Raw genomic sequence first — 14,748 nt, 5'->3', positions numbered from 1 at the left:
GTAGTTTTTTAAGAGTTAGCGTGGCAGGTTTTTTCCACTAATTTTATCCATCACAAATGGCTGTACGCCGCTCAAAATCACGGAAGGAGAAAATGCATTTTCCAATCCCATATTGTTAATCTGGCCACCTGCAAATTCTAGTGCATTCGGATTAATCAAGTCGGCAATCGCAGAAGCGTGTCTTGCTTCAACCGAAACAATTTTACCGGCTACTAACAAATAATTAACGTCTTTGATCAGTTTACCTGCGCCGTTGTAAGCTGCAACACCTGTATCTTCAAACAATTTTGCGGCGCCAAGAACACTCTTGCGATCAGCGAAGTCGATGGATGAAAAATTAGGAGTAAGTCCTTTGATCGCTTTGCTTCCCAATGCCGTTTTGAAAAATTCTCTGTGGACGATTTCGTGATCACGAATATCGGTAAGGATCCACTTTTCCATATCTGTCATGTTCAGATAAGGAGTCGTCATTACTTGAATGTAGAACGCTGCTTCGAGTTGTTCCAAAGCATAAGCGTAGTTCAGAATTCCGAAATCGCCTTCTCCAAGGTCAACTGTGTCATCTGAAACCAAATCCTGCTCTGTGCAGGCACCAAGAATAAACGCTCCCGTCGCAGCTGCAACACCGGCAGATCTTAGGAAATAACGTCTGTCCACTCTGACAAGCATTTCGCTGTCCGAACGTTCAGAAGGTTGAGTTAATGTTTTTTTCATATCAAGAAAATGTTTGAAGTTTATTGTGAACCATTTTTAATTTCCCACCTGGTCCTGGCAGACTTACGGTGATTAATTCTTTCTGGATTAGTCGATTAAAAAATATCTTGCAACTTTTAGGAATACTATTTTTTAATTTTGCATTTATCCAATTCAAACGAATGATATATGGCAAAATCGTTGTATTATTTGGTTGGAAGTATTTTTAAAATCCTGATAAATAATAAAAAAAAGTGGCGCTATAATGAACAGCGCCACTTTTCTCAGAGCTGATTAAAGACCAAATCCTAATGCAAATCCTTTTACCGATCCTGCAAAATCAGAAACTTTGGTTGCACTTCCGTTTGTCAGATTGATCGAATATAATCCGGTATTTCCGCCTACGGTGAGCAGGGCGTAAGCCATGCCCGTAGTGCCGCCGATATCAAAGCCGTTGGCTGCATCAACGTCCACACCTAATGCGCCTATTCTTTCAAGTCCTCCATCGTTTGGCGGGTTTTGCTTGAATAATGAATTGGATTCGCTATCAATGTCATACAATACAGTGCTGGTTGTGCCCGCAAAGCTGTTCGTATAGGCAGCTGCATTCACAAAAGGGGTTCCGGGGCCTGCGACCAGCTTCAATGCACCGTCAACAAGCGTAATGCCGCTTGATACATTGATTCTCAGGTTCTGGCCAGTGTTACTCACAATGCGCAGTCTGTCCGCCACCGGGTTGAAATCGAATCCGAAGCTCGTGCCCATTACTTTAAAATTAGGGTCGTCCAGGTAATGTAATGGTGCAAGCGCTTTGGATGCGGCCGTTGCAAGGTCTAAACTGTACAGTTTTCCGTCAGATCCCAAAGCGTGCAATTTACCGTCGGTGGGGCGGAAGTCAATTCCTTCAATGTTAACGCCTTGCGGCAGGCCTGTAATTGGTTTCTCAATGCGTGTTCCCGCACTCATTGGGTTGAAGATCAAAAGTTTATTGGAAGCGTCCACTGCATAAGCAACCGGAGCCGTGGGCATTGCGATACCAATAATTTTTCCAGCGGGAAGATTTCCGATTTTCAGTAAAGAACCGGTTGTCAGGTTCACCTCAGCAAGCTCCCAGATGTTGTTAACCTTTACCGATGCGATCGCGAAGTTGGTCCCCGATGCAATGTCAAATCCGCCAATATCCTGAATATCCATGCCCAGCGGACCCACTTCTTTCAAAACACCATCATTTGGAGGCATTTGCAGGAAAAGTTTGTCGACGTCCGGATCAATGTCGTAAAGTTGCGTGGTTGTTGCGCCAGCCACATTGTTTGTATAGGCCGCGGCCGCAACTTTTACATCATTGTAGCCTTTCAGATAGCCGTCCAGCGCAACCAATGCATTGGTTTCAGGATGCAGGCGTAGATTCTGGGCTGTGTTGGTAACCAGCCTGATGCGGTCAACAGTCGGATTGAAATCGAATCCAACCACTTCCGGTCCTGATATACCCGGATTAAACGGAACCGGGCTAACGACCGTAACTCTTCCCGGATTGATATCCGCACGAAGGTTTACAGTATAAATGTGATTTTTGTTACCAACTGCGTAAAGTTGGCCTGTTGCGGGGCGGAAATCAATGCCTAATAATTTTTCATCCGGCTCTAAACCTGCGGAGATCGTGAGCGTACGGATAGGTGTACCCGGGTTTTGTACATTTAATTCATAAATCTTGTTGTCGCTTGTTAATGCATAAAAAATTTGATTTGGCTGACTCACCAGCGGCACCGGCTGACTGTCTAGCTGTGTTTGTTCCGTACATGCCTGATTTACAAAGACCAAACCAGCAAGAAGCAGCGAACTTCCGGAGACCGTTCGCAACATTTTAGAGATTTTCATAACATTTGAGTTGAGTGTGACAAGTAATTTGACACACCACATACGCTGGATCTCCAATTTTAGATCAATCTCAATTAATTATATTTTAATCTCAAAACTTGCTTTTTAATGTTATTTTAATTCTATGATCGGTTGATTATCAGTCTTTTGTGAGCATCTCGATCATTTTGTCAAGATTAAGACTTCTTGCAGACGCATCGAAGATTTCCCGGTATACGCCTTCTTTTTCATAGAGTTCAGTATGTGTTCCGAATTCGGCGATGCGTCCTTTTTTCATCACATAGATCTGATCGGAATCCAGGATCTGGGAAAGGCTGTGGGATATGATAACGACGGTTCTGCCTTCTTTTATGGCGTCCAAACTGTTCTTAATTTGTTCTGTCGCGATGGCGTCGAGGCTTGCGGTTGGCTCGTCGAGGAAAATGACGGGGGGATTTTTGAGGAAAAGTCTTGCGATGGCAATGCGCTGCTGTTGGCCGCCGGACAACATTTGCGCGTCGGTTTCATATTGCGCTGGCAATTCCATGATCTGCTCATGCAAATAAGCTTTTCTCGCTGCTTCAATCAATTCTTCATGAGAAGCGTTCATTTGTCCATAACGAATATTTTCGGCTATGGAACCCTTAAAGATGTGGTTTTTCTGCAAAACCATCCCGATGGAATTGCGAAGTGCCGGCAGGTCAAAATCGTTCAACGGAAGGCCATCCAGCGTTAATGTGCCGGAATCGGGCGCATAAAACCCGATGAGCAGGTTTATCAAAGTGCTTTTTCCAGCGCCTGAAAGACCCACCAGTGCGGTGGTTTGCCCGGCTTTGATGTTTACATCCATGTTGAACAGTGCTTTTGTACCATTAGGATACGTAAATGATACATCTTTAAGCACATAATCACCCTTGATCCTCTCCGGAACGACTTGTCCGCTTTGTTCAACAGCATTATCCGCATCCAGAATGTCGAAAAATCCTTCCGAATAGGTTAATGCGTCGTTCATCTCATCGTAAATGCGGTGCAGCTGGCGGATAGGGGCGGAGACATTGTTGAATAGCAGGATGTGAAACATGATGGCGCCAATGGACATCTGCTGATCCAGAACCAGATACGCGGTAAGAATGATGATGAATACGACGCCAATCTGTTCAATAAAGCTTTTGATTCCATCGTAAGCAAAGTTGGTACGACGGGTTTTCAATTGCGTTTCCATCAGTTCCATCTGGGTCTGATACTGCTTTTGTCCCTCAAAAATTTCCCTTACAAAGGATTTAATGACAATGATTGACTCGATCAGATTAATCAGTCCGCTGCTTTTATTTTCCCGTTGTCTTTTCAGCTTGCGCCGGACACCCTGCAAATCCCCAGCCTGCTTGTAACTGATCCAGAAGTAAATCGGTAAAATGGCCAGGGCAATGCTGCCTACATAAAAGTTGGCTGAAAACATGATTGCCAGCGCGACGATGGAATTCGCAAAAAGCGGCAGAATGTCAATGAAGAAGTTCTGTATCAGCTTGGTAAGGCTTTCCACGCCGCGGTCGATGCGGGTCTGGAGCTTGCCTTTTTGATTGTCATTGTCGCTGTAAAAGGAAAGGCTATAAGTTAGAATCCGGCTTACTGCCTCCTGCGCAAGATCACTGGAAACTTTGATCCTGATCTTCTCACCAAAATAGCGCTGTCCAAATACAATGAGCGAGTTGACGATCTCCTTCACAAAGAGTATAAGAGAGATCTGGATCAGCAATTCTTTGCCTTGGACTATTCCCCACTTTTTATCCAGCATGGCCTGCACTGAATCCACGGTGTAACGCAAAACCCACGGGTTAACCTGTGCCGTGACAGCGCCTAACAATGTCAGAAAAAGCGCAAAGAAGATTTGTTTGCGATAAGGCTTAACGTATGGTTGCAGACGCTGGAATATTTGCCAGATACTCATATATAATGTGTCGTGGAAACTTTAAATATACATTTCAGTTGCTGCTCCAATATCTATGCCCTATTTCTTGCCGGACCGCTTGATAGGCCGGCCATATTTCTGCATTTTTTCCTGCGCGTGGTTTCGCCTTACATTCACTTTTTTGTTCTTGTCGATCTTTTCATGAAATGCCCCGCCGCCGGCTTCTCTTTTGGGCAGCTTTAAATCAATGCTTTTCATGTAGATCTGAGGTTCCTCGTCCGGCGTCAGAATCTCGGAGATTCTAAGATTTTCGGGCAGTTCCTCGACTGGGATCTGGTAATTCATCAACGCTTCGATCTGTTCCTGGTGTTCTTTTTCACCTTCTGTGATGAATGAAATCGCGACGCCTTTTTTATCGGCGCGACCAGTTCGGCCTATCCGGTGAATGTAATTTTCAGGAACTTCGGGGATGTCGAAATTAAATACGTGAGAAACTTCCGCAACGTCCAATCCGCGGGCAATGATGTCTGTGGCGATCAGGACGCGAAAATTGCCTTCGTGAAATTGTTTAACGGTGTTAAATCGATGATTCTGCTCTTTATTGGAATGTATAACACCAATCTTGTTCAGGTAACCCAATTCCAGCTGGCCAAAAAGCTGATCCGCTAGTTTCTTCGTTGCCACAAATACGAGCACTTTGCTCATATCCTCATTCTCTTCTAACAGTAGATCGAGCAGGTTGACTTTGGTGTAAAAATTAGGAACGTAATAAGCTTTCTGCTCAATATTATCCAGAGGCGTGCCTACCGGCGCAGCTTCTATCCTCACAGGATTGTTGAAATAGGTCTGCATCAATGCTTCCACTTCTGGTGTCAATGTTGCGGAGAAGAGCAAATTCTGGCGTTTCTGTGGGAGAAGATCCAATATGTTTTTCAGCTGCGTGCGAAAGCCGAGGTTCAGCATTTCGTCCACTTCGTCAATAACAAGCTTTTTAATTGCCTTTGTTTTAAGAGAACCATTCAATGCAAGATCGAAAAGTCTTCCAGGCGTTGCTACAACCACATCTGCGCCATTTTTTAGTTCGGCCATCTGCACCTTAATGTTACCGCCGCCGTAGGCCCCAACCACTTGCAATGTCAGGTAAGCGCTTAGTTTCTTCACTTCTTCTACTACCTGCACCACCAGCTCGCGCGTAGGAACCAGGATCAGCAGTTGCGGAAGACGGTCCTTCGAAAATTCAAGCTGCCGAAGTGTAGGAAGTAAGTATGCAAATGTCTTCCCCGTTCCTGTTTGCGCTATGCCGCACACATCTTTACCAGACATCATGACCGAAAACACCTTATGCTGAATCGTCGTGGGCGTTTCGTAGTTCAGATCCGCAAGGGCTTGCAGCAGAGGTTTGGTAAGATTTAATTCTTCAAAAGTCATAACAATGATTATAATAAAGCACAAAGTTACGTCTAATCTGCGGTTAGCGTCGCATCATTTGCGGGTATATAGCCAAGCCCACCAAATCAAGAGGAACTGTAAAGGCAATCTAAGGAGCGCCAGCCATAAATAGGGATTGTGTTTTTGGTAAAAACTGATGGCCATTTGAATGTTGGCAGGAAAGACGGCAACGAGCAGAACAATGATCATCCACGCACCCGCTGTGCGGGCTGCTGGGAAAAGTAAAAGCAATGCAAACGCGATCTCACAGGCTCCGCTCAGTAAAACGAGCTCATAGTGCCAGGGCAAATATTTTGGCATGATTTGCATAAAACCCTTCGGACGAAGGAAATGCATGGTGCCGGTGAAGACATACAGCGCGACCATGATGTAAAGTCCAATGAGTTTCATGGTAAATGTTCGGTGAGCAAATTTGCAAAAAAACAACAACAACCAGGGATGCCAGCAGGCCCCGGGTTGTTGTTTTGCTCAAATGTTTGTTCAACACGCCATAATGGTTGTTTACCGAGTTCTGAGCCTGCCTGTATTGCGGTTGTAAGTGCCTAACGGGAAGCTGAGACCTGCATTGATTCCGAAGTTTTGGTTCTTCACATTGCTGTTGCCGTCTTTCGTCACGTCAATCAGCCCAAGGCCGTAACGCGCATCCAGATTAAGCCAGATTTTTTCCTGCAAACGAATGTTAACGCCTGCACCGAAAGTCAGACCCAAATCAAATGGATTGTAAGCTCGGTTGTTAGAGTCGCCGTTCAGGTTGTTGCCGTCCTTGTCTTTTGCGCCAACAAGAAAATTAAGGCTTGGTCCAAGGAAAATTTTCGGGCGAACCTTGTCTCCGTACTGTCCGAAAAAGAATGTCGCCAGCAATGGAGCCTGGATGTAATTTAAATTAATTTCCCCGGTTTTGTTGTTGGTCTGCGCGCCCATTTGCGTAAACAGCAGCTGCCCGGTAAAACCGAACCCGGTTTCAGAGCTGTAATTGTAGAATCCGCCGATGGTTAATCCTGGTTTCCAGTCGTTGTTAGCCACGTCTCCTCTGAAATTGGCGATGGAAACCCCAACAACAGGCCCAATGGAAACATTTTCCTGCGCTTGTGCCTGCGTTACAAACAATGTAACCGCAAGTAATAGAATAATGCAATTTTTCATTTTAGTAGGTTAAATATATTTGCAAGAAAATAGCAAATCATATACCACGGCGGATGAAAAATTGCAGGAAAGCCAAAGCGCTCACAGCAAGACGGATATTTATATATTTATATTTAGTCTAATTTTGTAAGCGGGGAATTAACTCTACAACTGTATACGTTACCCGCAAAAACCGGGTTAATACAATTTTAGTCTTCGTCTTCATCGAGAAACGATTGTCCCGGGATTTGGTAGGTTTTCAAGTATGCTTTTAACTGAGATGGCACTTTCCAGTTTTTGATCACATTCCGGATGTTTTTTATTTCCGCTTTCATTTCATTCACATTGGTGTTGAATTTCACAATCACCGTTGTAAGTGAGTTTGCATGCTGGAACGGCAACCCACAGACGGCCGTAATCTTTTTCTGAATGTTCTCCTTTACAATTTCCAGTTCTTCCACCTGCTGCTTCAAAACCTTATTATAATAATTCAGCTGGTTCTTGCTTAAATTTTCAAGCTCGTCCTGATCAATCCGGTCCAGCTCGATCTGTAATTTCAGCAGTTTGAGCAGGTTGTTTTCCTGATAGGCCTGGGTAACCTGCTGCATTATGTCTGTCTTACGCAATTTTTCCGCTTCGTCTTTTTCCAGATCGGGGTGAAAAGCTTTCACCAGATCCATGTAAACAGTCCTGACGGATTTCGTGGTTTTCTGCTGCTCGGTAAGTTGTTTGGCTTCCTGGATACGTTTTGCAAGCCTTTCCTCGCGCTGACCGGCTTTGAGGCGCTGCTTTTCTTCTTCGGGCAGATCATGGAAATTTTCGTATTCAATGGGTTCCTTCGCGCCTTCGCTTTCTAATAGAAACGCCGGGTCTGTGATCTTTTCGGCTTTCGCTCTTTCCTCCGCAAGTAATGTTTCAATGTCAACCTGGCTGTATTTATTGAAAACGGGTTTGAGATCTTCAAATCCGTAGTGCGCGATAAGGTCGTAAGCACCTTCGGTGATCAGGTAGGCCAGTTTGTCCTGATAGATCTTCCTGAAAAGATCGGCAGAATAAGTCCTGTCCATGATGTGAACAATTTCCACGCGATATTCCTGATATTCCTTCACCAGCGGATCGAGATCCGTGGGGATACGCTGGATCATTTGATCATAGGCGCTTTCCAGCTCGGGGATCAGGCGGTCCAGCTCCTCAATCTTTTCGGATAGTTGGTTAAATTCCTTTTGTCTTTTGTTTAAGACATTTTTCCGCTCATTAATATGTAAAATAGCAGTTTCGGGCATGTTCTGATTTTGGGTGAAAGCCTCGCGATCAAAGGCTCAATTCCTGGTAAGATATCATGATAATCGCAATGACTGCCAATAGAAGTCCAAATTTGTTAAGATGGTTCAGCCTTTCGTGGTAAATCAGCCAGGCGGCACATGCGGACACCAGCATGGTGAGAATGTTGTAGATAGGGAAAACAAATGCGGCGCTGTTGCCAAATGACGCCAGCGCAAGCAGTAAAAAATAAAGCGAGAGGAAGTTAGGAACACCCAGAATAAGCCCGCCAGCCACACTGCGCCAATGCAATTTTTCACCGCGCGTCAGGATACGGACCAATAAAATGCCCGAACCGATCAGGATAGCGCCGGAACAGGCAATGATCATGAAAAGGGTCGTTTCACCGGGTGCATAGTATTTGACAGACAAATAATTGATTAGCGTGTTGTTGGTTCCGGCTGCCAGAAATGTGAGCAGGGGAAGAATTAACAGCAAATTTGCCGGTGAACGAGCATTGGTCACCGCACCGGCAGACGTTTCTTTCTTTGTGCTTTGGATCGCGCCGAGAGCCAGTGCAACGAGCGCGATCACAAGACCCGCATAATTGATCACCGTAAATTCCTTATTGTTGTTTTTAAAAACAAATAACCCAAAAAGGACAGGGATCACCAGCGACATATTCCCCGCCAGCGACGTAGCGGTGACGCTTACTTTCTGCGCAGTAAGGCCAATCAGCATGAATGTGACTACAAACATTCCGCCCAAGGCGAGTGTGATCAATGTTCCTTCCGAATGCCAGGTGACATTTTGAAACAAATGCAAGTCCGGCGTCAGTAAAAGTCCTGTAAGCACGCAAGCGTAGTAATTGAAAACCACGGCATGAAAAGAATCCACTTTATAGCGCGGAAATGCCCGCATGATCAGGTATAAGGCGACCGTGAAAAGAACTGACAACGAAAAATAAAGCATAGGCGGTTACTAGCGCTTTTGATAAAGGACTTCGTCGATCACCCGTGGATAATTTGCGTGTTCCAATGCGTGGATTTTGGTGGCTACGTCATCCGATGTGTCGGTAGGGGCCACTTCGCAGGTCGCCTGGAAGATCACATTTCCTTCATCATAATGCTCGTTTACGAAATGGATGGTAATGCCCGATTCTTTTTCCCCGGCATTCACAACCGCTTCGTGAACAAACTGGCCATACATACCCTTTCCGCCGTATTTTGGCAGTAGAGCCGGATGGATGTTAATGATCCTGTTTGGAAAAGCTTCCACCAGAAACGGCGGCACTAAAAGCATAAAACCAGCGAGTACAACCAGATCAATGCCTTCATTTTGCAGTATTTGAAGCACTTTCCGTGTTTGATATAATGTCTTTTTATCAAAAAATACGACAGGGATCTGCATTTTGCAGGCTCGCTTTATAACGCCAGCCTGAGGATTATTGGTGAAAATAAGTGACACTTCCACGTCTTCCCGCGCAGCAAAATATTCACAGATTTTTTCAGCATTGGATCCTGAGCCGGAAGCGAAGATGGCCAATCGTTTCATACGTTATCGTTAAGCGTTAATTTATTCTCAATGCGTTTGTCAAATTTGTTTGACAAATTTAATAAAAAGAACGGCTTACGGTAAACGCCGAAAGCCGTTTTTAAAAAAGTCTAATCCAGGTTACTGAAAATCAGAAGATTTTGGTGAGTTCGCTATGACCCATGAGCTTCCCTTTCCTGTAAGTTTCAGTTTTAAGGTCCCATAAAACACCGGGCGCGCGGTATGAAATGCTTTCCATTTCCATTTTCACGGGAAAGCCCATTTTCATTTCGAAGGCCATTTCAGATTTGATCTTATAAGCATCGAATGTTCCGCTGGGAATAGTAATGTTTTCCTGTCCCACCACGCTTCTGTTTCTGATAAGCATGTCAAATGTGATGGACATCGGCCCTGACTGCCCCGTCCCTTTTACGGAAGCATCCTTTAACTTTTCACCAACGACATATTTGGTCGGATATTCGATGTTATCGTAAGTAAATTTCATTTCCATATCCTTGAATGATTTGAGCTGTTCCTGGCTGATCAGCGATTTGGCGTCCACAGTGGTCACATTACCGTCGCATTTCATTTGATAAGTGTTTTTAAGCTCAGACTTTCCTTTTGCGTTCAGCGCTTCCATATCCACGCTAAAAACGGTTGCAGAACCCTCCTGTGAGACATTCACAATTTTGTAGATGATTTTCCCGGTTTCCTTTCCTTTTGCGTCAAAATTAGTCATCTCGAAACCGCTGTCCTGCTTGATTATTATGCCACCGCATTCTTGCGCAATAGACTCTATATGAATACAAAGAAGCATCAGAATGCTCCATAACAGCGTTTTTTTCATGATCAGTAATGTGAAAACATCGTTTAGTTTGGTAAAAGCAAAGATACTTTCCCTGACCAGAATAACTTCCGTTGTCCAAAATATTGATTTTACGGTAAAGATTTTATGCCCAGATCATCGTAACCAGGCCGAGGAGCATTATTATCTTGCAAAGGCTGCTGATCTGTTTGAAGTCGCGCCGGGTGTCGGCCCGCGCCAGGCTTGCAGACAACCAGGCAATAGGGATCAGGAGCAGGAAGAACAAGACAATCAGGACATCATTGTCCAGCGCGCGAGCCATCACAAACAGGGTGGCTACGAACATTAAAAGAATCAGGTACAAGAAATTTTTAGTTCTCCGGATGCCCCAAATGATCGGCAAGGTCCGGCAGCCATGCGCCTCGTCGCCTTTAATGTCCTCCATATCCTTCACAATCTCCCGGACAAGCGAAATGAAAAAGGAGAAAACCGCATAAATGAACACCAGATGCCGGTTAACGGGGAAATGGACGGTCAGGATCAGCAGTGAAAAGCCAGTCAGCAGCGAGACGATAAAGTTGCCGATAAAAGGCAGCCTTTTATACCGTTCGGAATAAAACCACAAGAGGGTGATTGAAAAAACATTGATAACAAAGATGTAAGGACTTACCACCAAGCCAAAAACCGCTCCCATTACATTCAGCACCTGATGCGCGCCCATCGCCCAGCGGCGTTTCAGATAGCGCCCGACTACTACACGTTCCGGCTTGTTAACTATGTCAATTTTTATATCAAAATAATCATTGATAATATAACCTGCCGCTGCAATGCAAACCGTTGAAAGCGTTAAGAAGAACATATCTGCATTCGCGATAATGCTGCGCCATTCATGCCGGGGACCAATCAGTAATATACGTGTCAGATACTGGGTTGCCACCACAATCACCAGGTTGGTCATACGGACCAGCCGGGCGCTTCCGGTAATGTAATCCCACAAAGTAATTTTTGGTCTTGCAGACACATTCATGGAGGCTAACTCGGGAAACAGAAGGTTTAGACAATAAAATTATTCATTTTATCCCATTAACGACAAATCTCAACATCTTTATCCATTTTAGGGATAAAAAATGGATCATTTGTTGTTAGCCTAAAAGATCTGTTGTCATAACGGCTCGCAGAGGGACTTTCAACTTTTTTAATAGCATTATGAAAATTGGTATTGTATGCTATCCTACCTTCGGAGGAAGCGGAGTGGTAGCTACCGAACTTGGTAAAGCACTTGCAAAAGTGGGGCATCAGGTTCACTTTATAACATATTCGCAGCCCCAGAGACTCGACTTCTTCAATGAAAATCTTTACTATCACGAAGTAAATATCCCGGCTTACCCGCTGTTTCAATATCCGCCTTATGAATCTGCATTGTCCAGTGAAATGGTGCATGTAGCATTGAGCGCTAACCTGGATCTTTTGCACGTACATTATGCCATTCCGCATGCTTCGTCTGCGTATCTGGCGAAACAGATTTTGGCACAGCGGGGAATTCACATTCCGGTCATCACCACTTTGCACGGAACGGACATTACGCTGGTTGGAAAAGATGAATCATACGAACCCGTGGTAACATTCAGCATTAATCAGTCGGATGGAATAACGGCCGTTTCGGAATCATTGAAAAGAGACACTTATGCCCATTTTGCGATAACAAAAGACATTGAAGTGATCCCGAACTTTATAGATCTCGACCGTTTCAACCGCCAGAAAAAGGAGCATTTCAAACTGGCTATTTGTCCGAATGACGAGAAGTTAGTTGTTCACACATCCAATTTCAGAAAAGTGAAACGGATTGACGACGTGATCCTGATCTTTGAAAAACTGCGCAAGTTGCTGCCTAGCAAACTGTTACTGGTAGGAGATGGTCCTGACAGGCAGCGCATTGAGCGGATGTGCAAAGATCTGGATATGCTTTCGGATGTAAGGTTTCTGGGAAAACTGGATGCCATCGAAGAGGTGCTTTCGGTTGCTGATTTGTTCCTAATGCCTTCCGAATCAGAGAGTTTTGGACTTGCCGCTTTGGAAGCTTTGGCTTGCGAAGTTCCGATCATTACTTCAAATGCAGGAGGGCTTCCTGAATTAAACTTGCACGGCATTACCGGATTTCTGAGTGACGTAGGTGATGTGGATGATATGGTTAAACACGCAGCATACATTTTGGACGATGCCAATTTGCCAACATTCAAAGCCAATGCGCTGGCGCGTGCAAAAGAATTCGATATTGCTAAAATTCTTCCTCATTATGAGTCTTATTATGAGAAGGTTGTCGAAAGTAGCAAGGCGGTAGCAATATAGGTATGGTATTTTTAGGTCTGGTCGTTCATTCACAAACGACCGGACCATGTTACCAAATATTCCATATACACAATACAAGCGGGTAGTCATTGTAGGCGCTGGCTTTGGCGGGCTTGCTCTGGCAAGGGAAATTGCCAAGCGGGAGGACCTTCAAGTCGTGCTGATTGACCGCAATAATTATCATCAATTTCAGCCACTGTTTTATCAGGTGGCCATGGCTGGCCTCGAACCCAGTTCCATTTCTTTTCCGCTCCGGAAAATCTTTCAATCCAAGAAAAACGTACATATACGCATCACCGAAGTCCGAAGCGTAAATACCGACCGTAAATCCGTCAGCACGGATTTGGGCGAGATTACCTATGATTATCTGGTGATCGCAACGGGCGCAGTTACCAATTATTTTGGGATGAAAGAGATTGAGGAACGGGCCATTCCCATGAAAACGGTTTCTGAGGCTTTGGCGCTGAGGAACAGGATTTTGCAAAATTTTGAAGATGCCCTTGCTGTGGACACAGATGAACAGCGCGCCGGCTTAATGAGCGTCGTGGTGGTTGGTGGCGGGCCGACCGGCGTTGAATTGTCAGGAACGCTGGCCGAAATGAAGCATTTTATTCTCCCAAAAGACTATCCGGAAATGGATTTCAAAGCTATGGAAATACATCTGCTGGAAGGTTCAAAAGAGTTATTAGGAGCGATGTCGGATGAATCGTCACAGCGATCAAGGGAATATCTCGAAAAAATGGGCGTACACATTCATACTGAACAGGTTGTAACTGGTTTTGATGGGCAATTTGTGACAACCAAGCAGGGAATGCGTATCCGGGCTGATAACCTCGTTTGGGCAGCAGGGATCAAGGCCAATCCTCTGAATGGTTTAAATCCGGAAGTGATTGTACGAGGCGGACGCATTAAGGTGGACCAATATAACCGTGTTCAGGGTTATGATAATATTTTTGCGTTGGGCGATGTGGCAGCCATGCAGGAAGGCGAGTGGGAAAATGGCCATCCGCAATTGGCGCAGCCCGCTATCCAACAAGGTAAGGCGCTCGCCAAGAACGTCTGGCGTGTGATGGATGGAAAAAAAGCAGTGCCATTTAGATACAAAGATCTGGGGTCAATGGCGACAGTGGGCCGGAACAGGGCAGTTGTGGATCTTCCATTTATCAAGTTCCAAGGCTTCATGGCCTGGCTTACCTGGATGTTCGTGCATTTGATTTCCATTGTTGGCGTAAAGAACCGGGTGCTCATTTTGATCAACTGGGTTTGGAACTACGCAACGTATGACCAGTCACTCCGCTTGATTTTAAGGCCCAAAACGATCGAGAAGATAGCCAACAAGGATGAGAAGAACGAGGAAGTCCATTCATAATTCCATATGGCCTTTCCCAATGCAGATTGGATCATTCGTTAGGTTTTCATTATATTCGTGTGCTATTTATGCCAGCTTTACGTTATTAATTAATGTAATCAACATTTGACAAATGAAACTGTTATTTAATATAATCCTCATATTCTTGCTTCTGATAGCGTTTGTTCCGTTTTTCAGAAGGTTTATTTTCCACTTACTTGTAGGTCGCAAGCTCATTAAGGAGCAGGAAAGGCAGTACAAAGCCCAGCAACAGCGCCAACGCGCCAATGCGGGTGTGAAAGTGGATAATGTTCCGCCGGATGCAAATCAATCATCCCGTTTTGGAGGAGGTGAATATGTGGATTACGAAGAAGTGAAGTAATTTTTTGTTCAGATATAAAAGTAAAAAGCCGGCACATACGTGTCGGCTTT

Annotated in this window: 14 protein-coding genes; 3 read left to right on the top strand and 11 right to left on the bottom strand. The window is 44.8% G+C overall.

The window, feature by feature from the left end; all coding sequences use genetic code 11:
- Window positions 1-15: 15 nt before the first annotated feature.
- The 11 genes from NFI81_RS09730 to NFI81_RS09680 form a co-directional block, all read right to left on the bottom strand.
- Window positions 16-714 carry a ferritin-like domain-containing protein gene (locus NFI81_RS09730; protein WP_234612644.1) on the bottom strand — a complete coding sequence of 233 codons (699 nt, stop codon included), beginning with the start codon at window positions 712-714 and terminating at the stop codon, window positions 16-18.
- 273 nt (window positions 715-987) lie between these two features.
- Window positions 988-2,568: a DUF4394 domain-containing protein gene (locus NFI81_RS09725; protein WP_234612645.1), complete on the bottom strand. Its 1,581-nt coding sequence runs from the start codon at window positions 2,566-2,568 to the stop codon at window positions 988-990.
- Window positions 2,569-2,707: 139 nt separating this feature from the next.
- Window positions 2,708-4,492 carry an ABC transporter ATP-binding protein gene (locus tag NFI81_RS09720; protein WP_234612646.1) on the bottom strand — a complete coding sequence of 595 codons (1,785 nt, stop codon included), beginning with the start codon at window positions 4,490-4,492 and terminating at the stop codon, window positions 2,708-2,710.
- A 60-nt stretch (window positions 4,493-4,552) separates the two neighbouring features.
- Window positions 4,553-5,881, bottom strand: coding sequence for a DEAD/DEAH box helicase (locus tag NFI81_RS09715; RefSeq protein WP_234612647.1), 1,329 nt, complete (start codon window positions 5,879-5,881; stop codon window positions 4,553-4,555).
- A gap of 54 nt (window positions 5,882-5,935) precedes the next feature.
- On the bottom strand, window positions 5,936-6,292 hold the full coding sequence (locus NFI81_RS09710; protein WP_234612648.1) for a DoxX family protein: 357 nt from the start codon (window positions 6,290-6,292) through the stop codon (window positions 5,936-5,938).
- Window positions 6,293-6,403: 111 nt separating this feature from the next.
- On the bottom strand, window positions 6,404-7,045 hold the full coding sequence (locus tag NFI81_RS09705; protein WP_234612649.1) for a porin family protein: 642 nt from the start codon (window positions 7,043-7,045) through the stop codon (window positions 6,404-6,406).
- Between the two features lie 188 nt (window positions 7,046-7,233).
- Entirely contained in the window at window positions 7,234-8,307 is a 1,074-nt protein-coding gene (locus NFI81_RS09700) for a hypothetical protein (RefSeq protein WP_234612650.1), read from the bottom strand.
- A 28-nt stretch (window positions 8,308-8,335) separates the two neighbouring features.
- Window positions 8,336-9,256: an EamA family transporter gene (locus tag NFI81_RS09695; RefSeq protein WP_234612651.1), complete on the bottom strand. Its 921-nt coding sequence runs from the start codon at window positions 9,254-9,256 to the stop codon at window positions 8,336-8,338.
- A gap of 9 nt (window positions 9,257-9,265) precedes the next feature.
- On the bottom strand, window positions 9,266-9,838 hold the full coding sequence (gene purN, locus NFI81_RS09690) for a phosphoribosylglycinamide formyltransferase (protein ID WP_234612652.1): 573 nt from the start codon (window positions 9,836-9,838) through the stop codon (window positions 9,266-9,268).
- Between the two features lie 130 nt (window positions 9,839-9,968).
- Window positions 9,969-10,664: a TapB family protein gene (locus NFI81_RS09685; RefSeq protein ID WP_234612653.1), complete on the bottom strand. Its 696-nt coding sequence runs from the start codon at window positions 10,662-10,664 to the stop codon at window positions 9,969-9,971.
- A 103-nt stretch (window positions 10,665-10,767) separates the two neighbouring features.
- On the bottom strand, window positions 10,768-11,649 hold the full coding sequence (locus tag NFI81_RS09680; RefSeq protein WP_234612654.1) for a geranylgeranylglycerol-phosphate geranylgeranyltransferase: 882 nt from the start codon (window positions 11,647-11,649) through the stop codon (window positions 10,768-10,770).
- A 179-nt stretch (window positions 11,650-11,828) separates the two neighbouring features.
- On the opposite strand from NFI81_RS09680, the gene bshA reads away from it, so the two are divergent.
- The 3 genes from bshA (at window position 11,829) to NFI81_RS09665 (ending at window position 14,698) form a co-directional block, all read left to right on the top strand.
- Window positions 11,829-12,968, top strand: a complete 1,140-nt coding sequence (gene bshA / locus NFI81_RS09675) for an N-acetyl-alpha-D-glucosaminyl L-malate synthase BshA (protein WP_234612655.1) — start codon at window positions 11,829-11,831, stop codon at window positions 12,966-12,968.
- A 46-nt stretch (window positions 12,969-13,014) separates the two neighbouring features.
- Window positions 13,015-14,337, top strand: a complete 1,323-nt coding sequence (locus NFI81_RS09670) for an NAD(P)/FAD-dependent oxidoreductase (protein ID WP_234612656.1) — start codon at window positions 13,015-13,017, stop codon at window positions 14,335-14,337.
- A 112-nt stretch (window positions 14,338-14,449) separates the two neighbouring features.
- A complete protein-coding gene (locus tag NFI81_RS09665; protein ID WP_234612657.1) occupies window positions 14,450-14,698 on the top strand; it encodes a DUF4834 family protein in 249 nt (82 codons plus the stop codon).
- The last annotated feature ends 50 nt before the right edge of the window (window positions 14,699-14,748 follow it).

This window comes from Dyadobacter fanqingshengii (genome assembly GCF_023822005.2).
Taxonomy (GTDB): Bacteria; Bacteroidota; Bacteroidia; order Cytophagales; family Spirosomataceae; genus Dyadobacter; species Dyadobacter fanqingshengii.
The sequence above is the reverse complement of the archived record's forward strand: the minus strand, read 5'-3'. Positions and strand labels throughout refer to the sequence as shown.